Raw genomic sequence first — 24,799 nt, forward strand, 5'->3', positions numbered from 1 at the left:
CTCCCCGCAGACGGGACTTCGGAATGACTCATCCAGGCCGGTTGAAGGGGGAGTAGAGCGTGCCGAGCGAAGCGGGACGGAACCTGTCGGCGGCGCAGTCGGGCCTGTGGTTCGGGCAGGAGCTGGATCCGGAGGGGCTGCGCTACGTCGTCGGACAGTACGTCCACATCCATGGCCCGGTGGACGCGGAACGGTTCGAGCGGGCGCTGCGCGTCGTCGTCGCGGGGAGCGAGACGATGCGCGTACGGTTCGCCGGTACCCCGGACGGCCCGCGCCAGTTCGTGGAGCCGGACCCGGTCTGGGCGCTGCGGCGCCTCGACGTGTCGGGGGAGGAACGGCCGGCGGAGGCCGCGGAGCGGTTCGTCGCGGCGCAGTACGAGCGGCCGTTCGACCTCACGGTGGCTCCGCTGTTCGAGCACGCGCTGGTGAAGGTGTCCGAGAGGGATTACCTGTGGTGCGTGCGCTTCCACCACCTGCTGTGCGACGGCGCCGGGCTCGCGACGTTCCTCCGCCGGGTGGCGGGGGCGTACACCGCGCTGTGCGCCGGACTCCCCGTCGACGACGGGGTCTTCGACCGGGTGGAGACCCTGCTCGCCGAGGACGCCCGCTACCGGGCCTCGGCGCGGTTCGCCGACGACGCCGCGTTCTGGGCGGAGCGGCTCGCGGGCCTGGACGACGCCCCGGTCCTGGCGCAGGGCCCGGTGGAGCCGGGCGCCTCGGGCCATCTCCGGCGTTCCGCCCGGCTGGCGCCGGAGTCGTGGACGCGGCTGCGGGAACGGGCCGCCGCGTGGGACGTACGGTGGCCCGCCCTGGTCTGCGCGACCACCGCCCTGCTGCTGCACGCGGACAGCGGGCGGCGCGATGTCGTCCTCGGCCTCTCGGTGCCGGGCCGGGCCGGCCGGGCGGCGCGCGAGGCGCTCGGCACCGCCTCCAACGTGGTGCCGGTCCGTCTGACGGTGGACCCGGCGCGCCCGGTGGCGGAGCTGGCGCGGGCGGCGGGTGTGGAGATCACGGCCGTGCTCCGGCACCAGCGCTACCGCATGGAGGACATCCTCCGCGACGCCGGCGCGCTCGACGGCGGGCGCCGGATCACCGGCCCGACGGTCAACCTGATGTCCATGGACACCGGCCTGGAGTTCGCCGGGTGCCGGGCGACGGTGCACGAGGGCTCGCCCGGGCGGACCGACGGGCTGGCCGTGGGCGTGTACGACAACGGGGAGCCGGCGCTCCGGGTCGACATCGACGCCTCCGCGGCCCGCCACACCGAGCAGGACGTCGTGGCCCACCGGGACCGGCTGCTCGCGGCGCTGGCCGCGGTCGCCGACGCGCCGGACACGCTGCCGGCCGGCCGGCTCGGGGCGCACGGCCTGCCCGCCGCTCCCGCCCTTCCCTCCCCCGGCGCGGCGCGGCCGGGCCACACCCTCGTCGACCTGTTCGAGCGGCAGGCCGGTGTCCGGGGCGACGCGACGGCCGTCGTCCACGACGGCGTGTCCCTGAGCTACCGGCAGCTCGCGGAGCGGTCGGACGAGGTGGCCCGGAGGATCGCGGGGCGCGGGGTGCTCCCCGGCCGGTTCGTGGCCATCGCGCTGCCCCGTTCCCTCGACCTGGTCGTGGCGATGCTCGGCGTCCTCAAGGCCGGCGCCGCCTACGTACCGCTGAACCCCGCGTACCCCGCCGAGCGGCTGCGCGCGACCCTCGCCGACGCGGCGCCCGCGCTGCTGATCACCCGGGGCGGGGGCGCCTCCCCGCACCCGGACGTGCCGGTCCTGCGGCTGGACGAGCCGTCCGGCGCGGGCGAGGAGCGGCGGCCCGCCCGACGCCCGCGTCCCGGTGACGCCGCCTACACCATCTTCACCTCGGGCTCCACCGGCCGGCCGAAGGGTGTCGTCGTCACCCACGCGAACGTCGTACGGCTGCTGACCTCGACGGAGGAGGCGTTCCGGTTCTCCGCCGACGACGTGTGGACCCTCTTCCACTCCACCGCCTTCGACTTCTCCGTCTGGGAACTGTGGGGCGCCCTGCTGTACGGGGGCCGCCTCGTCGTGGTCGGCGAGGACACCGCCAGGTCCCCGGACGAGTTCCTCGACCTCCTCGTCGCGGAGGGGGTGACGGTGCTCAACCAGACGCCCTCGGCGTTCACCCAGCTCGTCGAGGCCGATGCGCGGCGCCCGTCGGCGGGCGCCCGGCTCGCGCTGCGGTACATCGTCTTCGGCGGCGAGGCGCTGGAGCCGTGGCGGCTGGTCGACTGGTACGCCCGGCACGCCGACACCGCGCCCCGGCTGGTCAACATGTACGGGATCACCGAGACGACGGTCCATGTCACCGCGCGGCACCTCGGTGCCGACGCCGCCGCGGCGGGGGCGGGCAGCCTCATCGGAACGCCCCTGCCCGACCTGCGCGTCCAGGTGCTCGACGCGGCGCTGCGGCCCGTACCGCCGGGTCTTCCGGGCGAGATGTACGTGTCGGGTGCCGGGGTCGCCCGCGGCTACCACGGCCTGCCCGGCCTGACGGCGCGGCGGTTCGTCGCCGACCCGTCGGGCGCGCCCGGCGAGCGGATGTACCGCACCGGCGACCTGGCGCGTCTTCGCGCGGACGGCGGGCTCGAATACCTGGGCCGGGCCGACCGGCAGGTCAAGATCCGCGGTTTCCGGATCGAGCCCGGCGAGGTGGAGGCCGCGCTGAGCGGGCTGCCCGGCGTCACCGCCGCGACCGTGCTGGTGACCGAGGACCGGCCCGGCGACCGGCGTCTCGTCGGCTATGTGGTGGCCGGCGGCGGCGCCCCGGCGGCCGGCGCGCGGGGGCTCCGCGACGCCGTGGCGGCGGTGCTCCCCGCCCATCTGGTGCCGTCCGCCGTGCACGTGGTGGACGCCTTCCCGCTCACCCCCAACGGGAAGCTGGACGAGCGGCGGCTGCGCGCCGGGCGGCCGGATCCGGCGGGGCGGGCCGCCGGGGCGCCGGGGCGGGCCGCCGGGCCCGCCGCCACCGTGTACCGGCTGTTCTCGGAGGTCCTGGGCGGCGGGGAATTCACCGCCGACGACAGCTTCTTCGCGCTCGGCGGGGACTCGCTTCTGGCCAACCGGCTCGCCCGGCTGATCTCCGCGGGGACGGGCGCGGCCGTCTCGGTACGTGACGTGTTCGCGCGACCGACCGTCGCGGGCCTGGCCGCTCTGATCAGCGCCTCCCCCGACGGCTCGACCGGCTCGACCGGTCTGACGGGGGCGGCCCGCGGGCCGGTCGCCGGGCCCCGTCCGGCGCGTGTCCCCGCGTCGTACGCCCAGCGCCGGCTGTGGTTCCTGCACCGGCTGGAGGGCCGGGCCGCCACCTATCTCATCCCGCTGGCCGTCCGGTTGGAGGGTCCCCTGGACCCGGAGGCGCTGCGCGCCGCCTTCGGCGACGTCCAGGACCGGCACGAGAGCCTGCGCACGGTCTTCCCCGACACCGCGGACGAACCCTGCCAGCGGGTGCTGGAGCGGCCGGAGCCGCCGTTCACGGTGCGCGCCGTGCCCGCTGCCGCGCTCGACGCGGCGGTACGTGCCGAAGCCACCCACGGATTCGATCTCACGACCGAACTCCCCTGGCGGGTCACGCTGTTCCGCACCGCGCCCGATGAGCACACGCTGCTGGTCGTCCTGCACCACATCGCGGCCGACGAGCACTCGCTGCGCCCTCTCGCCCGGGATCTGTCCGCCGCCTACGCGGCCGGAACCCGGGGCGGCGCCCCGGCCTGGCCCCCGCTCGCCGTCCAGTACGCCGACTACGCGCTGTGGGAACGGCGGCTGCTCGGCGACGCCGCCCGGCCGGGAAGCGGACTCGCCACCGGACTGGCCCACTGGCGGCGCGTGCTCGCCGGTCTGCCCGACGCCCTCCGGCTGCCCACGGACCACGATCCGGCGCCCGCCCCCGCGCACCGGGGCGACGCCGTCGGCCTCGTGTGGGAACCCGCGCTGGGCCGCCGCGTGGCGGAGCTGGCCGCCGAGCACGGCGCGACCCCGTTCATGGTGCTGCACGCCGCGGTCGCCTGTCTGCTGAGCCGGCTCGGCGCGGGCACCGACATCCCCGTCGGGACCGTGGTGGCCGGCCGCGACGCCGCCGGCCTCGACGACCTCGTCGGGTTCTTCGCCGAGACGGTGGTCCTGCGCACCGATCTCTCCGGCTCCCCCGGCTTCGCCGAGGTGATCGACCGGGCGCGCCACACCGATCTCACGGCCTTCGCCCACCAGATGCCGTTCGACCGGGTCGTCGACGCCGTGGGTCCGCCCCGGGTGCTCGGCCGCCACCCGCTGTTCCAGGTCATGGTCACGCTCCACTCCGGGGCACCGACCGTGCCGGAGCTTCCCGGGCTGCGCTGTTCGCCGCTCGTCCTCGGCCGGTCGATGGCCAAGTTCGGCCTGCTCTTCGAGTTCACGGAGAACGCGGCCGGCGGTTTCGACGTCGTACTGGAGTACGACGCCGAGGCGTTCGAGCGGCGGACCGCCGACCTCCTCCTGCGTGCCCTGGAGCGGCTCGCCGCGGCCGTGGTGGCGGACCCGGAGCGGCCGTACGACGCGGTCACCGTCCTCTCCCCGGAGGAGCGGGACGCCCTGCGCCCGGCGGAGCCCGCCCCGGCCGCCCCGGGCGGGAGCGGGCCGGGCGCCTCCGCCCAGTCCGATTCCTCCGGACCCGCTTCCTCCGGGCCCACGCCCGCGCGGCCTGATTCCTCCGGGCCCGCTTCCGCCCGGCCTGCTCCCTCCGCGCTCTCCTCCGAGGCGCCCGCCACCGAGCTGCTCGTCTCCCTGTTCGGCTCCTTCCTCGGTGTCGAAGGCGTCGGCCCCGACGACGAGTTCTTCCGGCTCGGCGGGGACTCCATCCTCGCCATCCGCCTGGTCAACCGGGCCCGCGCGGCCGGTGTGCTGATCACCCCCCGGGACGTCTTCGAGTGGGGGACCCCGAGAGCGCTGGCGCGGGCCGCCGGGAAGGCCGTGGCGCCCGCCGCGCCCGGGCCCGGCGAGGAGGCGGTCGGCGCGTTCCGCCGTACGCCGGTCATGCACTGGCTCGCCGGTACCGGCGCGCCCGGCGACTCGTTCGCCCAGTCGGTCGTCTGCCGGGTACCTCCCGGGGCCACCACGGCCACTCTGGTCACGGCGCTGCAGTCCCTGCTGGACCACCACGACACCCTGCGTCTGGTCGCGCCCGGCGCCCCGGGCTCCGCGGGCCCGGTCACGATCCGGCCCGTCGGGGCGGTCCGTGCCGAGGCGTGCCTCACCCGGGTGCCGACCGACGAGCCGCGGGCCGAGGCGGAGCGGCAGCGGGAGCAGGCCCGGCGGCGGCTGTCGGCGCGCGGGGGCGCCGTACTGCACGCCGTCTGGCTGGACGACGGCGAGGCGGGGCGGCGGGCACCCGGCGGGGACGGCGGTGGTCTGCTGCTGATGGTGGTTCACCATCTGGCGGTCGACGCGGTGTCCTGGCGCGTCCTCCTGCCCGACCTGGCGACGGCCCACGCCGCCGCCGTCGCCGGACGTCCCGCCGGACTGCCGCCCGTTCCCACCCCGTTCCGCGCCTGGGCCCGCAGGCTCGCCGAGGCGGTCCCGTCGCCGGAAGAGGCCGAACAGTGGGCCGGGATCGTCGCGCGCGCCCCTCAGGACCACCGGTTCGCGGACACCTCGGGGTGCACCGTCGGCGCCACCGGCACCGTGCGCTTCTCCCTCGACGCGGACGCCACCCGGGCCCTGCTCACCGAGGTCCCCCACCGCTTCCACGCCCAGGTCCCGGAGATCCTGCTGACCGCCCTCTCCCTGGCGGTGCACCGCTGGTCCGGCGATCAGGGCGGCGGGCCCGTCCTCGTCGACGTCGAGGGCCACGGCCGCGATCCCGGTCTGGCGGAGGTGGCCGGTCTCGACGTGTCACGCACCGTCGGCTGGTTCACCGTCATCCACCCGGCGCCGCTCGACGCCCGCGCCGACGACTGGGACGGCCTGACGGCCCGGGGCGCGGGCCTGGGCGACGCGGTGCGGCGGATGAAGGAGCGGCTGCGCGCCGTACCGCACCAGGGCGTCGGGTACGGCCTGCTGCGCCACGGCGCCGACCCCGCGCTCCGGGACCGGCTGGCCGGCACCGCGCCGATCGGCTTCAACTATCTGGGCCGCTTCGACACGGAGGACGGCCCCGGCGACGGCGCCTTCGAGCCGCTGCCGGGGTCGCTGCGCGGCGAGGCCGACCCGGCGCTGCCGGTCGCCCACGCCCTGGAGACCGAGGCCTTCGTGGAGCCCGGTGACGACGGCCCCCGGTTCCGTTTCGCCTGCACCTGGGCCGAGGGGGTCCTCGACCGGTCCGGGGCCGAGTCGCTCGCCCGTTCCTGGTGTGCGGCGCTCCGGGCGTTCGCCGAGCACCACGCGGACACCGACGGGGGCGGGCACACCCCGTCGGACTTCCCCCTGGTCTCCGTCACCCAGGCGCGCGTCGACCGTTTCGAGGCCGAGCTGGGCCCCCTCGCGGACCTCCTGCCCACCGCACCGCTCCAGTCGGCGCTGCTGTTCCACGCGCTCACCGCGCTGGAGGACGGCACCGCCCACCACGACCCGTACGTCGTTCAGCTCGTTCTCGGGCTGGAGGGGGTGGAAGGGCTGGAAGGGGACGTCGATCCCGAGCGGCTGCGGGCGGCCGCCGGGTCCCTGCTCCGCCGGCACCCCCATCTCGGCGGTGCCTTCCGGGCCGGCGAGGGGACGGAACCGCTCTGCGTGGTCCCCCTGCGGGTCACCCCGCCCTGGCGGACCCTGGACCCGGAGTCGGGGCCGCTCTCCGCCGAAGCGCTCCGTGAGCACCTGGCGGAGGACCGCCGGCCGTTCTCCCCGGACCGGCCGCCGCTGCTGCGCTTCACCCTGGCCCGGACCGGGGCCCGGCGCTGGTCCCTGGCCTTCACCCATCACCACGCCCTGCTCGACGGCTGGTCGGTGCCGATCCTGCTCCGGGAGCTCTTCGCGCTGTACCACGGCACCGAGCTGCCGCCCGCCGTCCCGTACCGGCGCCATCTGGCGTGGCTGGCGGCCCAGGACGCCGACCGGGCGCGGGAGGTCTGGCGCCGTGAGCTGGCCGGTGCCGAACCGACCCGGGTGGGCGACGGGGACCGGAACGCCGGGCCGGAGCCGTCGACGCCGTACACCTTCACCCTGCCGGAGGAGACGACCGCGGCGCTGACATCGATGGCGGCGCGCCACGGACTCACCGTCAACACCCTGGTGGAGACGGCGTGGGCGCTGGTGCTCGGCCATCTCACCGGCCGGGACGACGTGGTCTTCGGTGTGACGGTCGCCGGCCGGCCCGCCGGACTCGACGGGGCCGAGGAGATGGTCGGCCTGCTGATCAACACCGTGCCCGTCCGGGTACGGCTCCCCGCCGCCCTCCCCCTCCCCGATCTCGCCGCCTCCGTCCAGGCCGCCCGGGTCCGGCTGCTCGGCCACGAGCACCTCGGTCCGGCCGCCGTCGAGGAGGCGGCCGGTTCCGGCGGCCTCTTCGACACGCTTCTCGTCTTCGAGAACTACCCGCTGGAGTCGGAGGAGTTCAGCGATCCCGGACAGGGGCTGCGGGTCACCGGGGTGGAGGTCCACGACTCCACCCACTACCCCCTCGCCCTCGCGGTGCTGCCCCGCGCCGGCCGGCTCGACTTCCGCTGCTACCTCCAGCCCGGACGCCCGGCCCGGTTCGGCGGCGCCGAGGACATCCGGCGGCTCGTCACCGAGGCATGCCGGGCGCTCGCCGGGCCCGGCGCCCCGCGCGTCCGCGATATCGGCCTCCTCGGCCCCGAGGACCGGGAGCGGCTGCCCGCCCGGGGGCGCGGCCCGGACCGCCCGGTGCCGTACGGCTCGCTTCCGGAGGCGTTCGAGGCGGTTGTCCGTGCCGGTCCGGGCCGTCCCGCGCTCTGGTCGGCCGGCCGGACGACCGGCTACGGAGAGCTCAACTCCCGGGCCAATCGGCTCGCCCACCACCTCATGCGCCGCGGCGTGCGCCCCGGCACCCCGGTCGGTGCCCGGCTGGAGCGGTCCGCCGAGGTCGCGGTCGTCTTCCTCGCCCTCGCCAAGCTCGGCGCGGTCTGTGTCCCGCTGCGGGAGGACCTGCCGCCCGCGGCGGCCGGTGACCTGCTGGCCCGGGCCGGCGCGGAACTGGTCCTGGACGGCCCCGGTGTCGCGGCGGCGGAGGCGGCCGGCGGGCCCGCGACCGACCCCGGGCTGCGGATCCCGTCGGACGCGCCCGCCTGTCTGATGTTCACCTCGGGCTCGACCGGGGTCCCCAAGGGGGTCGCGGTCACCCACGGCAACATCCTGGCGCGGGCGTACGACCGTGCCTTCCGCGGTGACGGGCACGCGCGGGTGCTGTTCCACTCCTCGCACAGCTGGGACCCCGTGGTCTACGAGCTGTGGATGCCGCTGCTGACCGGCCGTCAGGCCGTGATCGCTCCCCCGGGCGACCTGGACCTCGACGACTACGCCGCCGTCGTCGCGGCGGGCCGGGTCACCGCTGCCTGGTTCACCGCCGGTCTGTTCGCGCTGATCAGCGAGGAGGCTCCGGGCGTACTCGCCGGACTGCGCGAGGTGTGCACCGGCGGTGACGTCGTCGCGCCCGCCGCCGTCCGCCGTGCCCGGCGGGCGGGCCCCGGCCCACGGGTCGTCAACTACTACGGTCCCGTCGAGACGACCACCTTCGCCCTCGGCCATCCGGTCCCCGAAGGCCCCCTCGGCGACGAGCCGCTGCCCATCGGCGGGCCCATCGACAACACGTCCGTCGCGCTGCTGGACACGGCGCTCCGGCCGGTGCCGACCGGAGCGCCCGGCGAGATCTACCTCACCGGGGCCGGGCTCACGGCCGGGTACCACCGCGCGCCCGCCCTCACCGCGGAACGGTTCGTCGCCGACCCGTACGGCGCGCCCGGCGCGCGCCTGTACCGCACCGGCGACCTCGGGCGCTGGGACGCCGAGGGGCGGCTGCACTTCCTCGGCCGGGCCGACCGGCAGCTCAAGGTCAACGGGTTCCGTGTCGAGCCCGGGACCGTCGAGGCGGCGCTGTGCCGCGAACCCGAGGTCGCCGCCGCGGCCGTGACCGCCCACGCCGCGGGGACCGGCAGGACGCTCACCGCGTACGTCGTCCCCCGTACCCCCGTCGATCCCGCGGCGCTGCGCGACCGGCTCACCGCGGTGCTCCCCGGCTATCTCGTCCCCGCGACCGTCGTCACGGTCGGCGCCCTGCCCCTGACCGCCCACGGCAAGGTCGACACGGCGGCTCTGCCGACGCCCGGCGCGGGGGGCGCCCGCGGTCCGCGCACCCCGCGCCAGGAGGTCATCGCCGCGCTGTTCGCCGAGACGCTCGGGACCGGACCCGTCGCCGCCGACGACGACTTCTTCGCGCTCGGCGGCAACTCGCTCGCGGCGATGCGGCTCGTGGGCCGTCTCCGTACCGGACTGGGGGTACGGGTCGGTGTGCGGGACCTGTTCGACGCGCCCACGGTCTCCGCGCTGGAACGGCGGCTCGCCGGCACTCCGGACGCCCCCGCCGCGGAGGCCGCGTTCCCGGTGCCGCCGCCGGGTCCCCGCCCGGACCGGGCACCGCTCTCCCCCGCGCAGGAACGGCTGTGGACCATCCACTACCTCGCGGACCACCGCCCCGACTACCTCACCACCGCGGCCCTCGATCTGCGGGGGACACTCGACACCGCCGCGCTGCGTGCGGCCCTCGGCGATGTCGTCGACCGCCACGAGGTCCTGCGGACCGTCTACCCCCACACGGAAGGGGGCCCGGTCCAGCGGATCCTGCCGCCCGGGTCCGCGGAGCCCGACCTGAAGGGCGCCGATGTGCCGGCCGCCGGGCTCGACGCCGCGGTCGAGGCCGAACTCCGCACCGGATTCGACCTTCTGCGCCGGCCGCCGTTCCGCGTGCGGCTCTTCCGCGTCGCCGACGGCCGGTACCTGCTGCTCCTGGTCATGCATCACATCGCGGTGGACGGCGAGTCGCTCTCCCCTCTCCTGCGGGACCTCGCGACCGCCTACGGCAGCAGGCTCCGGGGCACGCCCCCCGTCTGGGCCGGGCCCGCCCCGCAGTACGCCGACTACGCCCGGTGGCTGCGCGACCGGGCGGGCGACGAGGCCGACCCGGGCAGTACCGCCGCCTCCGGGGCGCGGTACTGGCGCGCGGCCGTCGCCGGGCTCCCGGACGAACTGCCGCTGCCCCGGGACCGGCCCCGGTCCAGGGCGGCCGGCAAGGACGCGGCCACGCTCGCGTTCTCCGTGGACGCCGAGGTCCACGAGCGGATCCACCGGATCGCACGGGAGTGCGCCGCCACCCCCTACATGGTGTGGCACGCCGCCCTGGCCGCCGCGCTCACCCGCCTCGGCGCGGGTACGGACATTCCGGTCGGCGTGGCCGTCGGCGGCCGGGGTACGGAGGCCCTCGACGGCCTGGTGGGCTGCGCCGTGCACACCGTGGTGCTGCGCACCGCGACCTCCGGGCGGCCGACGGGCCGCGAGCTGATCGGGCGGGTCCGGGACGGTCTGCTGGCCGCGCACGACCACAAGGAGTATCCCTTCGACCAGCTCGTCGAGTTGGTCAACCCGGAGCGCTCCGCCTCGCGGCACCCGCTGTTCCAGGTCGCCGTCACCCACACGGCGCTCCGCGGCGACGAGGCGCCCCGCCTCCCGGGGCTGACGGCCCGGCCGCGCGCCGTACCCGTCCCGCACACCGAGTTCGACCTGCTGTTCCACCTCACGGAGGAGCCCGGCCTCGGCGGTGTCACCGGCACCCTCGTCTATGCCACCGCGCTCTTCGACCGGGCCACCGCGGAGGGAATCAGCACCGAGGTCCTCCGGACGCTGCGGGCGATGATCACGGATCCCGACGGCGTCCCACCGGGCCCGGCCTGAGGCGGCGGCGTCCGGTACGCGCCGATCGCGCCGCGGGGAGGGGACGCCCCGCGGCGCGGTCGGCGTCCTCGGCGTGCCCTGCGGTTCATCGCCGGTCGCGCAGCCCGAGGACGTACGCCGCGGTCAGCGCGACCGTACGGTCTCCGTCCCGTGACAGATCGGCGAGGGCGCGTGCCGCGGTGGCTCCGGGGATGTCCGCGAGCGCCTGTGCCAGTCGCCGGCGTGCGGACGGCTCACCGGTGGCGAGGCGGTCGACAAGCCCGGTGGCGATCCGGTCCGCCTGTACGGAACAGTTCGCGAGCACGCTCAGCGCGTCGGCCGCGTCGACGTCGAGCGTCTCCTCAACGACCATGTCGATGAGCGTCGGCACCGCGTCGGGCACCCCCCGTGTTCCGAGCGCCAGGGCCGCGTACCGGCGGACCACGGGGTCGAGGTGGGTGAGCGCGTCCCGCAGCAGGGCGGTCGCCGCACTGTCCGGAATCTCCACGATGGTCCGGACGGCGCGTCCGCGCACCTCGGCCACGGGTGAGCCGAGGCCCTCCGCCAGCAGCGGCAGCGCTCCGCCGCCCGATTGCGCCAAGGCCCAGCGCAGGGCTCCGGCGACGTGCGGGTCGGTCTCCCTCAGCGCCGCCTCGACCAGTGTCTCCACCGGCAGGGAGCCCTCTTCGACCGAGGACAGGGCCGCGCGCTGTCGTGTCCCGGCGCTCGTCGATCCCAACGCCTGGAGGAGCGAGACGATCTGGAGGACGTCCCTCCAGTCGGCGGGCTCCGCGGCACCGATCCGGCGCAGTCGTGTGAGCAGCGCCGTCTCACCCGCGATACGTTCCCGCGTCTGGCGGATGAGGTCGTCGACGAGTTCGGAGGGCGTGAAGCCGGGGTCGTCCAGCGCGCACCCGACGTCACGCAGCGACAGCCCCAGTGACCGCAGGCTCTCGATGTGGAAGATCCGCCGGATGTCCTCGCCGGAGTACTCCCGGTAGCCGCCGTCGGTACGGCCCGTCGGCCGCACCAGGCCGAGGGAGTCGTAATGCCTGAGCATGCGGGCACTGACCCCGGAACGTCGTGCCACCTCACCGATCAGCACTGCCTGTCACCCCTCCTGGCCGGTCCCGCCGAGGGCCACGATGCGCTTCGCCTCCTCGATCGCGAACTCGAATCCGGCATCCGGGTCGCGCAACAGCCGTTCCGTGGCGATCGCGTGCCGGCGCACGCGGGGCCCGGGATCCGTCATCGCCGCGTGCAGCGCCGGCACCGTTGCCTCACCGAGCGCGATCAGTGCCCGGCTGAGGCTCAGCTGCGTCTCACGTTCACCACGCCCGAGCTGTGTCGACAATACTGCGGCCAGCTCGGGCTCCTCGCCTTCGGGCACGAGCACGACGGCCGCCCGCCAGGCGCTCCGCGCCACCTCGTCGTCGGCGTCGGTCAGAAGCGCCCGGGTGATCGCCGGCCACGCCTGCCGGTCTCCGATCTTGGAGAGCGTGTGCAACGCCTGGCTTCTTGCCTGAGCGTGCTCCGAGAGGACTTCTCGGAGAAGCTCCGGGACCGTCATCGACGGTGGGTGGCGGGTGAGTGCCCAGGTCAGCATTTCCCGCACGTGGAACTCGGGTTCGATCGCGCATCGTGCGATGAGTCCCTCGATGAACCGGGGGTCCGGGGTCGTGCCGACCGCGAGCGCCGCCTGCAGCCGCGTCGACGCGCTGCTGTTCTCCAGCCCCTGGAGAACTCGGATCCTGTCGGTGTCCTGCTTCGGCAAGGTCATCGGGATCACCTCCTCGGCCCCAGTGAAGACGTTGTCACCGTGTCAAGGTCAAGCGCGCGACCTCTTACGCCGCCCCGCCGTCGGCCGCGGGGGTGACGGGGTCCGCGGGGCGGGCGGCCTCCGCGACGGCGACGGCCGTGCGGACGAGGGCGGCGACGGCCGGCGACCGGGACTCCTGGGGCCAGGCGAAGGCGAGGGTGAGCGGCGGAAGGTCGTTGACGGTCCGGTAGACGATGCCGGGGCGGGGGTGGCGGCGGGCGACGGACGCGGGCGGGAACCAGATGATGCTGCCGAGCTCGATGAGGCTGAAGATCTGCGCCAGGTCCATGATCCTCGGCCGGGCCGCGGCGAGCGGCGGCTGCGCGTCGACCGCCGGCTTCCGACGGGGGTCCCCGCCGCCGGTGCCGGGAAGGGGCAGGCCCTCCCCGTCGGCGGGCTTTCCGTCGGGCAGCGTCCGGCCGGCCAGGTCGGCCAGGCGCAGGCCCGGACGGGCGGCCAGCGGATCGGTTGCCGCCAGGGCGACCAGCCGGGGCTCGGTCAGCAGCGGCTCGACGTCCAGGCCCCGGGTGTCACAGGGGATGGGCAGCAGCGCGACGTCCGCCAGGCCGCCGCGCAGTGCGGGCAGTTGCTCGTCCTTGCCGCCCAGCACCAGCTCGACCGGCAGCGCCGCCGCCTCCTGCCGGTACGCGGCGAGGATCCGCGGCAGGAGCCCGCCGTCGTAGTCGGCCTTCAGCGCCAGCCGCAGCCCCGGGTCCGGCCGGCCCGCGTGCCGCGTGCGCCGGACGGCCGCCGCGATGGCGTCGAGCACGGTCCGGGCGTCGCGGAGCAGGACCTCCCCGGCAGGCGTGAGCCGGACCTGACGGGTGGTGCGCTCCAGCAGCGGAACGCCCAACTGCCGCTCCAGGTCCCGGATGGCGCGGGACAGCGGCGGCTGCGCCATGTCCAGGCGTCGTGCCGCCCGCCCGAAGTGCAACTCCTCGGCGACGGTCACGAAGTACCGGAGTTGTCGCACGTGGAGGTCGCTCATACCGTCACGGTATCAATGGCGCTCGGATCGGTCCTTCAGGTTCGCAGGGGTGCCGGGTTGACTGGTCGATGTCCCCGGCGGGCGCACGCCGGGACCACGGCCGCACGACGGCACGTACGGACGGATCCGCCGAGACGCTGCAGACGAGGTCGTGCCTGACCACTCACGCCGATCACAAGGAGAAGTAGCCATGGGCGACCGTCTGAACCGGCGGCAGATGCTGAACACCTCCATGGGCGCGGCGACCGCCCTCGGCCTCGCCGCCACAGGGGCGCTCACCGGCGCCCGGACCGCCGCCGCGGCGCCCGCGAGCGCGGCCGGCTCCGAAGCGCTGCTGACGCAGTTCGCCGACGCGTTCAGCTTCACGCAGCGGTCCCCGATCCTGCATGCGCCGGACGAGCACGGCCTCGACTACGAGGACGTCACCTTCCCCGCCCGGGACGGGGTGCCGCTGGAGGGCTGGTTCATCCCGGCGCGCGGATTCCGACAAGGTGATCATCGCCAACCATCCCATGGGGTTCAGCCGGTCGGGGTTACCCTCCCATCTGGAGCCCTGGCACTCGCTGTGGGCGCCGAGCGGCAACGGGTTCGAGGTCGACCTCACCCCGGACCTCAAGATCCTCCACGACGCCGGCTACAACGTGCTCACCTACGACCTGCGGAACCTGGGCCACAGCGGCGCGGCCAACGGGGGGACGGCCTCCAGCGGCATCTACGAGGCCAGGGACGTCGTCGGTTCGCTGGACTACATACGTGGCCGGCGCGACACGCGCCGCATGAGGATCGGGCTGTTCAGCCGGTGCCTGGGGTGCAGCTCCACGTTCGCCGCGATGACGCAGTTCCCCGAGGCGTTCGCCGGGGTGCGCTGTCTGGTCGGACCCCAGCCGGTGACCGCGAAGACCATCCTCGAACGCCGGCTGGCCATGATCGGCCTCCCCGACGAGATCGACCGGCTCGAAGAGCTCATCGTCCTGCGCACGAGCATCGGCTTCGCGCGGAGGAGCCCGATCGACTGGGCGAAGAACGTCAACGTACCGACCTTCCTCTACCAGGTGCGCGGCGATGTGCTCACCCTGCCGAGCGACGTGCGGGCGATGTTCGACAACATCCCCGTCCCGCGGAAGAAGCTCCAGTGGATCGAGGGCACCACGGCACGCTGGGACGGCTACCTGGAGTTCCAGCGCCGCCCGGAGCCCGTGCTCGCCTGGTTCGCGACCCACTTCGCCTGAGACCGCCCGCCTCCGGCGTGCTCCCGGTCCGCCCGCCGTGCGGGGCCGGACGCCATGTTTCCGCAGCAGTACCCCGACGAAGGGACAGCATGAACCTGGATCTGGCCGGCCGCGTGGTCATCGTCACCGGGGCGTCGTCCGGCATCGGCGAGGCGACCGCGCGCCTGCTCCACCGCGCGGGCGCGCTGCCCGTGCTCGCCGCCCGCCGCGCCGACCGCCTGACCGCCCTGAGCGCCGAACTGGACGGGGCCCTCCCGGTCCCCACCGACATGACCGACCCCGCCCAGGTACGGGGCCTGGTGGACCTCGCGGTGAAGCGGCACGGCCGGGTCGACGGCCTGGTCAACAACGCGGGAGCCGGCTTCCACGGCCGGCTGGAGGAGGTCGATCCCCTCGCGTACGCGCGACTGCTCCAGCTCAACGTCATCGGGGTCCTGTCGGCGATCCAGGCCGTGGTGCCGGTGATGCGGAGCCAGGGTGCCGGGCGGATCGTCGACGTCAGCTCGGGCACGACGGTGATCGCCCCGCCCGGGGCCGGCGCCTACGCCGCGTCCAAGTCGGCGGTGAACATGCTCAGCACCGTGGCGCGCAAGGAGCTCGCCGACGACGGCATCGACGTCTCGCTCGTCCTGCCGTCCGTCACCGCGACCGAATTCGGCGGCGGCATGTTCCGCGACGGCGGCAACGTGCCCTCCGGTCTGGTCGCGCACAGCCCCGAGTACGTCGGCAGGGTCATCCTGCGGGCGCTGCGCACGGGTGAGGAGCGCATCGACATCCCGCACGGCCCCGAACAGCCGGAGTTCCCGGAGCTCTCCGGAGGAGCCTGACCCGCGTGGTGCCGTGTGTCGCGCCGGGCCTTCCCGCACCAGGACACGCCCCGGTGCGGGAAGGCCCGCGTGGTGTGGTCAGCCCCTGGCGACCGCGATGCTGCCCTTGAGGCGTTCACCGGCCTCGTACACCATGTAGGGCACTCCCCCCTCGGTGCCGAAGCTGGGTGCGGCGCTGCGGCCGTTGTCGGGGGCCCCGTTGCCGGAGTCGTAGAAGCGGCCGAGGTGGCGGCGGAGTGTGAAGTCCTTCCCGACCTCGGTGATCATGAGGTCGCCGCCGCTCGCCTTGTCCTTGTTGTAGACGACGAAGGCGCTGCCGTTACGGGTCAGCAGGTGCGGGCCGCCGATGTTGACGGCCGACACGTCGGTGTGCTTGACGAGGGCCTTCTGGTCGAAGGTCCAGTTGCGGCCGTCGGCCGACCAGCCCCAGTGGATGTCCCGGTGGTTGGTTGTGTTGTTCAGCATGAACAACATCACGTAGTGGGCATTCCTCGCGGGGAGTTCGTACGGGAAGACCCGGGCGTACGAGGTCTCGGTGGTGCCCGCGGGCAGCATGGCGGTGGTGAGGACCACCTTGTCGTAGGTGAAGTTGATGCCGTCCTTGGACCGGGCCAGTCGTGTCGTGGTGTTCTCGCCGTGGAAGTAGAGCCACATCTCCTTCGCGCTCTCGTTCCACATCACGTGCGGGGACGAGACGTGGCTCACGGAGTAGTGCGGCTGCCACGTGTGGGAGACGATCGGGTTGCGCGGGTACTCGGTGAAGGGTCCTTCTATGTGGTCCCCGTAGGCGAGGCAGATCCCGCCGGGCGCGTCGTGGGGCGCGTAGTAGAGGTAGTAGCGGCCCAGCGGTGCGGACAGCCGGTCCTTGGTGCCCCGGATGCACGGGAAGATGATCTCGCCGGTGGGGTTGTACTTGAGCTGGCCCGGCGTCAGGAGGGTCTTGACGTAACGGTAGTCGGGGAAACCGCCGGGGGCCGCGGCCGGTTGGGCGGCGAGTGCCGGGGAGGCCCCTGCCCCCGCCGCGAGGGCCGGGGAGGCCGTGGAGCCCGCGGCGAGGGCCGCCGTCGTCGCGACGGCCGACTTGAGGAGGATGCGGCGGCTGGGCTGGGGTGTCTCGTGCATGGAGTACTCCGTCCCGATGGTGGCAGGGGTGTGTGGTGCGGGAGTTGAGCGTTCAGAGGGCGGTGGCCGCGGTGACGCAGAAACCGCCGAGCGCGACGAACCAGACGTAGGGCAGGGTGCGCGTCATCACCTGCGGGGCACCGACCCCCGCGTACTGCGCGCTCCACACGGTCTGCGTGCTGGTGGGGTCGGCGACGCCGAACACCTGGTTGTAGGAGGCGGTGATGCCGAGGACGGCGACGGCCGGGTAGATGCCGGCGGCGATGAGGACGCCCGCGATGCCGGCGCCGAGGCCGTACACGTTGAGCGGCCCGCGGTACAGGCACAGCGGCACCAGCAGGGTGAAGACCACGACGAACAGCACCGGGTTCTGCGGGCTGACGGCCTTGACGAGGGGTTCGAGGGCGTTCACGGCGCCGGGGAGCTTGACCGCGGTGAGCAGGATGCCGATGGCCACGAAGAGGGTGATGGGCGCGGCGGCCACCTCGAAGCCGTTGTAGAGGGTACGCAGCAGCCTGCGGTTCATGTCGCGCGGGCGGGTGGTCGTCACGAGCGCGTAGAGGACCCCGGCCAGCAGCGAGGGGATGATCGCGATCTCGAAGCCGAGGGCCAGCACGAGGGGGACGACCGGGGTGAGCAGCGCGTACCACGGCGCGTCCCCGAGACGGGCGCGCCGCTTGCCGGCCTTGGTGCGCGGCTCCTCGGTGCGGAAGGCCCAGGCGTGTTCGACCCCGCGCCTGCGGGACTCGACGAGGACGAACATGACGGCGGCGGCGAGCGCGAACGGGAAGAGCTTGATCATGAAGTCGCGTACGTCGGAGACCGGCAGGTCGAGGGCGCTGGAGAAGAACTGCCACACCGGCAGTTCGAAGGGGATCCCCGCGGCGATGCCCATGAGGATCGTCCCGGCGGCGGTCACCTTGGGGATGCCGACAGCGATCATGGCGGGGATGCCGATGATGCCGGCGAGCATCGCCGCGGGCGCGGAGCCGGTCACGGTGCCGACGAGGGTCGAGACCATGAGCACGCCGAGCGCGACGACCGTGGGCCGGTCGCCGCCGAACTCGACTATCTTGCGGACGAGGGTGCCGGCGATGCCGGTCTCGTCGAGCAGCTTCCCCAGCCAGGAGCCGAGCAGGATCGCGATCATCGTCGCGGCGAGCGTGGCGACGCCTTCCTGGAGGACCGTGTCGAGGACGCTGTTCTCGCCGGTGACCGGGGCGCCGGAGACGAAGGCGATGGCCACGCCGAGCAGGACGAGCGCGAAGGCGGTGGGGAGCTTCTTGGTGAGCATCGCGGCGACACCGGCCGCCATGATGATCAGGATGACGATGCCCATGACTTACTTCTCTCTTGCCGGGGCGGCGGACGCGGCCAGGGCGGCGGACAGCAGGAGCGGGCTGCGGCCCAGGCCGCAGACGGATTGCGCGTAGGCGTGCGCGGCGAGTTCCTCGGCGCCCGCGACGTGTGCGAGGACCCGCAGCCGCCCGAGGCGCAGCGCGGTGTGACCGAGGGCCTCCTTGAGCGCGGTGCGTTCCGGGCCGTGGTGCAGCCGTTCGTGAACCGCCTCGTGGGCGAGGGCGGCGGCGCGGACCGAGCCGGCCGGGAACCATTCCCGCCAGCCGTACGCGGCCACCAGGCGCTCCGCCGCGTCGACGGAGTCCATGTACAGCTCGACGGTGGGGGGTTTGGAGGTGTAGCGGGCGAGGAGCCCGCGCTCCAGGCCGTCCTCGCGCTCCACGATCCGCAGCGGGGCGGGCGTCCCGGCGGGGGCCAGGGCGGCGCCGAACGCGGCCGCGGTGGCGGCCCAGTGGCGCAGCAGTGCGGGGTCGCGGCCCTCGTGCAGCGTGAGGGAGCCGAGGAAGCGGGCGCCGTACTCGACGTCGTCGACGGCGGCGGGACCGGTGCCCGCGCGGGTGGCGGTACGGCGCGTCATGGCCGCTCCTCCACGATCGCGACGACGGGCTCGTCGCCGGGGCGGCCCTCCATCTCGGTACGGGCCAGCGCGAGCAGGGGCCCCGGATCGAGCACCCCGGAGAGGTCGGCGATGCGGGAGCCGATGAGCAGCCGCAGCGCCGGGGCGCGTACGCCGCCGTCGCCGTAGGCGGTGGCGCCGTCGACGAGGGCGGCGAGGGTCTGCTGCGCGGAGCCGACGACCGTGGTGCGCACACGGGCGTCGGGGGCGTGCAGCCGGACCACGCCGTCGGCGTCGACGACGCGCACCGGGTGGCGCACTCCGCGCAGCCTGCGGCGCTGTTCGGTGCCGTAGACGGTGTAGGCGGGGGTGCCCGCGAGGATGTCGACCCGGTTCTCGGGGACCTTGAGGCTCGCGGCGGCCAGCCGCAGGCGTTCGGCGTCGTCGGCCCGGTGGGCGCGGTCCTGGGTGCGCAGTTCGGTGGCGCCGGTGGCGACGGCGCGCACGGTGCTGGTCTGCGGGTCGACGGTGACCTCCACCTCGACGGCGTCGGCGACGGCTCCCTGGGCGATCACGGCCTGTTCGGCCTCGGAGCGCACCGCGAGGATGTCCTCCTGGCCGGCGCCGGGGATGATCCGCTCGATCTGTTCGCGTACGAGGGCGAGGGCGACCCCGATGGGGCTGATGACCTCGCTGTGGGCGGCGATGCGCCCCTGGAGGCCGGTGGTGGCGGCCAGGTGCGGGGTGACGGAGGCGGCGCCGCCGCCTCCGCCGACGAGCAGGACGGTGTCCTTGTCGAGGCGGTATTCGTCGATCATGCTGTCGACGACGCTCCTGACCTGGGCGACGCCCGCGTCGAGGATCCGGCCCGCGGCCGTGTCGACGTCGGTGCCGAGGAGCGCGGCGAGCGGGGTGACGGCGGCGCGGGCGACCTCGCGGTCGGCGCGCGCGAAGTCGCCCTCGGGGACCCGGCCCAGGGCGTTGGCGGCGCAGGTCAGGGTGAGGGCGTAGCGGCCGCCCGCGGCGTCGAGCACGACGTGGTCCTCGGCGTCCTCGGGCAGCGGGCGGACGGTGGCGACCCGGGCACCCGCGAGGTCCTCGGCGGTGGCGAAGCACGCGTACGGCAGTCCGGCGATGTGCGCGCTGCGCGGGCCGACGGTGGTGATCTTCCCGCCGCTCAGACGGATCATCGAGCCGCCGCCGACGCCCACCGTGCGCACGTCGAGCGCGGAGAGATAGGAGGACCTGCCGAGGAGCGGCACGTGGCGCACCGCGACCTTGCCCCGGCGCACCACGCTGATGTCGGTGGAGGTGCCGCCGGTCTCCAGGAAGACGCCCTCGCTGACGCGTTCCCGCATGAGTGCCCCGGCGACGCCGGCCGCGGGTCCTGAGAGCACGGTCAGCAGCGGGCGGCGGCGCATCTCGTCGAGCGACATGACGCCGCCGTCGCAGCGCATCACCATGAGCGGGGCGGTGATGCCGGCTTTGGTGATGGAGGCGTCCACGAGGTCGGCGGTGGCGAACATCTTCGGCAGGATCGCCGCGTTGACGGCGGCGGTTCTGGTGCGCTTCTGGATGCCGTACAGCGAGGTGATGTCGTGCGCGGCGGTCATCGGCAGGCCACGCTCGGCGGCCACCTTCCGTACCGCGTCCTCCCCTTCGGGGCGGTCCACGCTGAAGGGCTCGGTGGCGACCAGGACCTGGGCGCCGCCGCGCACCACCTCGTCGACGGCGCGTTCGACGGCGGCCCGGTCCCCGGGGTCGGAGACATGGGCGTAGACCAGCGGGAACCGCTTGCCGGGCGTCAGGTCCAGCTTGGCGAGGGCGGCGAGGCGGCGGGTGAAGGCGGCTCCGGCGCCGGTGCCGATGCCGAGCATCCCGACGGTGGTCACATCGCCCTCCAGCAGGGCGTTGGTAGCCTGTGTCGTGCCGTGGGCCAGGAAGGCGACGTCCTCAGGGGCGTGGCCGGTCTGTTCCAGCAGGCGGTCGAGCGCTTCCACGATGCCGTGGGCGACCCCGTCCTCGTGATGGTGGGTGGTGGGAACCTTCACCTGCCCGAGCAGGTCGAGGGTCGTGGCGTCTACGGCCACGGCGTCGGTGAAGGTTCCGCCCACGTCGATGCCGACGCGGATGCGGTGGGTGGTCATGGTCCGGGCACCTCCTTGTGCTGGGTCGGCGCGTACGCGGGCGGTGGGCCGGGCGGGGCAGGTGGAGCTGCTCCCGTCCGGCCGTCCCGCCGCCGGGCGGCCGGGCGCGCCGTACTGCTTCCCGGCCTCCGGTGGGGTCAGTAGCCGCGTACCTGCGGCCAGTGCCGTTCGACTCCGGCGCGGTCGAGGAGGGCGGCGAAGGTCTCGAAGCGTTTGTCCTCGGCCTGCACCTCGCGCGGTTCGACGCCTTCGTCGAGGCAGTGGGCGGCGAGCGCGCCGGCGACTTCGCCGATGTTCCACTCGACGGGGTGCAGCCGGTAGCAGCCGTTGGTGATGTGGGTGGTGCCGATGTTCTTCCCGGCGGGCAGCAGGTTGCGGGTACGGCGCGGGACGAGCGCGCCGAGCGGGATCTCGAAGGGCACGGAGCCGATGTCGATGTAGTTGTCGCCGCCGGTCGAGGGGTGCAGGTCGATGCGGTAGCTGCCGACGCCGACGGAGTCCCGGTGGCGGGTGCCGCCGGTGGGGCCGACGAGGTCGATGGCCACGTCGTGTTCGGTGACGGTCGTGACGGCCTTGATCCGGCGGGACTCGCGTACGTACGGGGCCTTGGCGAGGCCGTCCTCGGTGCCCATGACGTCGGGGCGCAGCCGCAGCCCGGGGAAGCCGGCGCCGCCGTCGGGGCGCGGGGCCTCGGTCTGGAGCCAGTACAGGACGGAGAGCGACAACTGCCTGGCCTCGCGCAGGGCTTCGGCGGTGGTCTGTTCCCCGGCGCCGATCAGCGGCTTGAGCCAGTAGTCGTTGAGCGGCCAGTTGACGAGGGTGATGTCGGAGTCGAAGGCGCCGTCCTGGTGCAGTCCGCGCGCGAGGATGCGGCGGAAGCCGAAGAGTTCCTTGTCCCCGGCGTCGGCGGACTGGTCGGCGCTGACGGCGAGCGGGTCGACGTCCGGGTTCGGTACGAAGGTACGGGGTACCGCCTCCAGGCTGCGCGGGTCGGGGGCGAGGAAGCCGAGCAGCGGGCCGGGCCAGAACTCCGGGGTGTAGCCGCGCCAGAAGTCGTAGTCGGCGGGCTTCTCGATCGTGTGGTCCTCGCCCTCGTGGTGGGAGAGCGCGAAGCAGAAGGTGATGCCCTGCTGGTTGAGCGGGTCGGGCTGCTCGGGGGCGTGCGGTTCGCCGAACTCGTCGCGGCACTCGGCGCCGAGCACGTGCTCGACCCCGGCCAGTTCCAGGAGTTCGCCGGTCTCGGTGGCGTCGAGGACGTACGGGGCGGTGAAGGTGCGGCGGCCACCGCCGCGCAGGTCCTCCAGGGTGACGGACCGTACGGTGTGGCCCTCGGTCTCGGCGGCCACCGGGCGGTGCTCGGTGAGCAGGGTGAGTCGGCCGGCGGAGCGGTGCGGGGCGAGCAGACCCTCCAACGCGGCGAGCGCGACGCGGGGTTCGGCGCACAGCTTGCTGACGCGGCCGGCGCCGGGGTTGAGTCCGGGCAGGGCGGCGGCCTCGGCGCGCAGCGGGTACCAGTCGCGGTAGTAGCCGCGGATGGCCTCGCGCAGCGCGCGGTAGGAGGCGGTGACGCCGAACTGCTCGACCCAGGGGTGCTCGTCCGGCGGGACGGCCTGGGAGGTGAGCTGGCCCCCGATCCAGTCGGTCTCCTCGGTGAGGACGACCGTGCGGCCGGCGCGGCAGGCGGCCAGGGCGGCGGCGACCCCGCCGAGTCCGCCGCCGACGACGAGGATGTCAGGTTGGCTGGTCACGGTTCTCCTTGTGATGCTCTGTGATGCGCGTGACGCGGGTGACGTGGGTGGTGCGGGTGGTGCGGTCGTACGGGCGTGGGGGTCAGGCGCTGTGGGGCGGGGGACCGGCCGTGGCACCGGTCCTGAAGGGGCAGGCCACGAGGGGCTCGTCCGCCTCCTCCCCCGCGACCAGTGCGGCGAGCAGCCGGACGGCGGCGGCGCCGAGTTGGGGGCGGGGGATGTCGAACCCGGTGGGGACCGGCCCGGCCGCGAGATCGGCGGGCGGGCTGCCGAGCAGGGCGAGGCTCAGCTCGCGGGGGCAGTCGAGGCCGGCCCCGTCGACGGCGGTGCGCAGGGCCCGCCACGGGCCGCCGCTGTCGGTCTCCTCGGCGACCAGCGCGGTCACCCCGTCGTCGAGCCAGGCCCGCAGCCGCTCGGGCGGGAGCGCGCGCACGGGGTCCGCGGTGCGGAAGACCGCGCCGGGGCCGGCGGGCAGGCCGGCCGCCTCCAGCCCTTTGAGGAAGCCGTGTTCACGATCGGTGGAGGCGGGCGCGTCGTCGTCCTCGCGGACGAGCACGATGCGCCGGTGCCCGAGCGCGGCGAGCCGGGTGACGACCTCGTGGCTGGCGCTCACGTAGTCGGCACCGACCCAGGCCAGGCCCTCCAGTTCGTCCCTGCGGCCCACGTGCACGAGGGGGAAGCCGTCTCCGACCAGGCGCCGCAGTTCCTCGGTGGGCACGTGCCGCCCCAGGAAGAGGCAGCCGTCGGCGAGCCGGACCCGGCTCAGCGCGTCCGGTCCTGCGGCCCCCGCGCCACCGGTGCTGGAGCCGGTGAAGAGCACGAGGTCGTAGCCGCGGGCGGCCGCCTCCCGCTCCACGCCCACCAGGAAGGGGTAGTACGAGTGCTGCACGTCCGTGGGGAAGGTCGCGGTGAAGCTGAAGACGCCGAGCAGGTCGTTGCGCGCGGCGGCGAGCCTGCGGGCCGCCGGATCGGGTACGTAACCGAGACTGCGGGCCGCGTCGAGCACCTTCTGCCGCGTCTCCGGCGAGATCGCGGCGCCCTGCTTCTTGCCGCCGAGCACGAGCGAGACCGTGGCCTGCGAGACCCCGGCCAGCCGGGCCACCTCGGCCTGGCGAGGCCGTGAGGTACGGCCCGGGGGCGTGGCGGCCCGTCCTGGCTTGGCCCGCTTGCGTGGTTGCTCCACCGGCACTCCTTCTCGGCCCGACTCCGGCGCGTTAATGCGCATTAGTAATGCGCATTAACTGCGTACTCTGGGCCTCGGCCCAGCTCACGTCAAGAGGGTGGACCGGAAGTGTTCCCCGGGCGCCCGGCGTTCGCCTCCCCACCCGGCAACTCCCCTCCCCGCTTCAGGACTTCGGCGTGCTGCCCGGTTGACGGATTGACGGCACCCCTCGCTGGGCAATGAGCAGAGGAATCTCCTGTCATGAGCACGACTAACTCTTCGCAAGGAGGCCGACCATGCACGTTCGCACGGTGACCGGCGGGCTCGCCGCCGCTGTGGCGGTGACGTTCTCCCTGATGGGTGGCCAGGCATCGGCTGCTCCGTCCGCGGCCTCGGACAGCACCTCGGCCGCGCGTGTCGTCACCTACGACGCCAGCGGTTCCGCGGAGTTCAGGTCCGCGGTCGACCGGGGCGCGGCGATCTGGAACGAGAGTGTCGACGCGGTCGAACTGCGGCCCGTCACGGCCGGCCAGCGGGCCAACATACGGGTCCTGGCGGACAACGGCTGGCCACGCGCCATCACCACGTCCCTGGGCAACGGAACCGTCTACATCGGACGGCAGGCCGTGACGGAGGGGCACAACACGATCCGCATCTCCTCCCACGAACTGGGCCACATCCTGGGCCTGCCGGACCGCAAGCCCGGTCCCTGCTCCAGCCTGATGTCCGGGTCCAGCGCGGGAACCACATGCACGAACCCCTACCCCGACACGGCCGAGAAGGCGGAGGTCGAGGGCAACTTCGGCGGCGCCCTCGCCCCGACGGCCGGAGCGGTGCAGTTCCCCGTCACGACCGTGGACTGAGCCCCGGCCGGGCCCGGCGGGTCCCCGGGCGGCGGATCCGCCGCCCTCTGCTCGGCGATGATGTGTTGCACCACGGCGTCCAAGTCCGCACTGCTGCGGTCGTTCAATGTGTAGTCTGCA

At 74.4% G+C, this 24,799-nt stretch carries 13 protein-coding genes; 4 read left to right on the top strand and 9 right to left on the bottom strand.

What is annotated here, in order from left to right; genetic code table 11:
- The first annotated feature begins 59 nt into the window (after positions 1–59).
- Entirely contained in the window at positions 60–10,880 is a 10,821-nt protein-coding gene (locus AB0P17_RS37580; RefSeq protein ID WP_365818512.1) for an amino acid adenylation domain-containing protein, read from the top strand.
- An 85-nt stretch (positions 10,881–10,965) separates the two neighbouring features.
- Here the strand turns inward: AB0P17_RS37580 and AB0P17_RS37585 are convergent, their stop codons facing one another.
- The 3 genes from AB0P17_RS37585 to AB0P17_RS37595 form a co-directional block, all read right to left on the bottom strand.
- Positions 10,966–11,964: a HEAT repeat domain-containing protein gene (locus AB0P17_RS37585; protein WP_365818514.1), complete on the bottom strand. Its 999-nt coding sequence runs from the start codon at positions 11,962–11,964 to the stop codon at positions 10,966–10,968.
- Between the two features lie 6 nt (positions 11,965–11,970).
- Complete coding sequence (locus AB0P17_RS37590) at positions 11,971–12,639, bottom strand: HEAT repeat domain-containing protein (RefSeq protein WP_365818516.1); 669 nt, start codon at positions 12,637–12,639, stop codon at positions 11,971–11,973.
- 64 nt (positions 12,640–12,703) lie between these two features.
- On the bottom strand, positions 12,704–13,666 hold the full coding sequence (locus AB0P17_RS37595; protein WP_365818518.1) for a LysR family transcriptional regulator: 963 nt from the start codon (positions 13,664–13,666) through the stop codon (positions 12,704–12,706).
- Between the two features lie 491 nt (positions 13,667–14,157).
- Here AB0P17_RS37595 and AB0P17_RS37600 point away from each other — a divergent pair, with 491 nt between their 5' ends.
- Positions 14,158–14,895, top strand: a complete 738-nt coding sequence (locus tag AB0P17_RS37600; RefSeq protein ID WP_365818520.1) for a hypothetical protein — start codon at positions 14,158–14,160, stop codon at positions 14,893–14,895.
- An 89-nt stretch (positions 14,896–14,984) separates the two neighbouring features.
- Positions 14,985–15,722: an SDR family NAD(P)-dependent oxidoreductase gene (locus AB0P17_RS37605; protein ID WP_365818522.1), complete on the top strand. Its 738-nt coding sequence runs from the start codon at positions 14,985–14,987 to the stop codon at positions 15,720–15,722.
- 78 nt (positions 15,723–15,800) lie between these two features.
- Here AB0P17_RS37605 and AB0P17_RS37610 read toward each other — a convergent pair whose 3' ends face one another.
- From AB0P17_RS37610 to AB0P17_RS37635, 6 genes are all read right to left on the bottom strand, one after another.
- Positions 15,801–16,844, bottom strand: coding sequence for a hypothetical protein (locus AB0P17_RS37610; RefSeq protein ID WP_365818524.1), 1,044 nt, complete (start codon positions 16,842–16,844; stop codon positions 15,801–15,803).
- A 52-nt stretch (positions 16,845–16,896) separates the two neighbouring features.
- Positions 16,897–18,183 (bottom strand): transporter, encoded by a 1,287-nt coding sequence (locus AB0P17_RS37615; protein WP_365818526.1) that lies wholly within the window; start codon positions 18,181–18,183, stop codon positions 16,897–16,899.
- A 3-nt stretch (positions 18,184–18,186) separates the two neighbouring features.
- Positions 18,187–18,780, bottom strand: coding sequence for a hypothetical protein (locus AB0P17_RS37620; protein WP_365818528.1), 594 nt, complete (start codon positions 18,778–18,780; stop codon positions 18,187–18,189).
- Positions 18,777–20,906, bottom strand: a complete 2,130-nt coding sequence (locus AB0P17_RS37625) for a hydantoinase/oxoprolinase family protein (protein ID WP_365818530.1) — start codon at positions 20,904–20,906, stop codon at positions 18,777–18,779. Before AB0P17_RS37625 ends, AB0P17_RS37620 begins: the two co-directional genes overlap by 4 nt.
- A gap of 137 nt (positions 20,907–21,043) precedes the next feature.
- On the bottom strand, positions 21,044–22,654 hold the full coding sequence (locus tag AB0P17_RS37630) for an FAD-dependent oxidoreductase (protein WP_365818532.1): 1,611 nt from the start codon (positions 22,652–22,654) through the stop codon (positions 21,044–21,046).
- A gap of 82 nt (positions 22,655–22,736) precedes the next feature.
- Entirely contained in the window at positions 22,737–23,837 is a 1,101-nt protein-coding gene (locus AB0P17_RS37635; RefSeq protein WP_365818534.1) for a LacI family DNA-binding transcriptional regulator, read from the bottom strand.
- A 275-nt stretch (positions 23,838–24,112) separates the two neighbouring features.
- On the opposite strand from AB0P17_RS37635, the gene AB0P17_RS37640 reads away from it, so the two are divergent.
- Entirely contained in the window at positions 24,113–24,679 is a 567-nt protein-coding gene (locus AB0P17_RS37640; RefSeq protein ID WP_365818536.1) for a snapalysin family zinc-dependent metalloprotease, read from the top strand.
- The last annotated feature ends 120 nt before the right edge of the window (positions 24,680–24,799 follow it).

The organism is Streptomyces sp. NPDC088124, assembly GCF_040685895.1.
Lineage (GTDB): Bacteria > Actinomycetota > Actinomycetes > Streptomycetales > Streptomycetaceae > Streptomyces.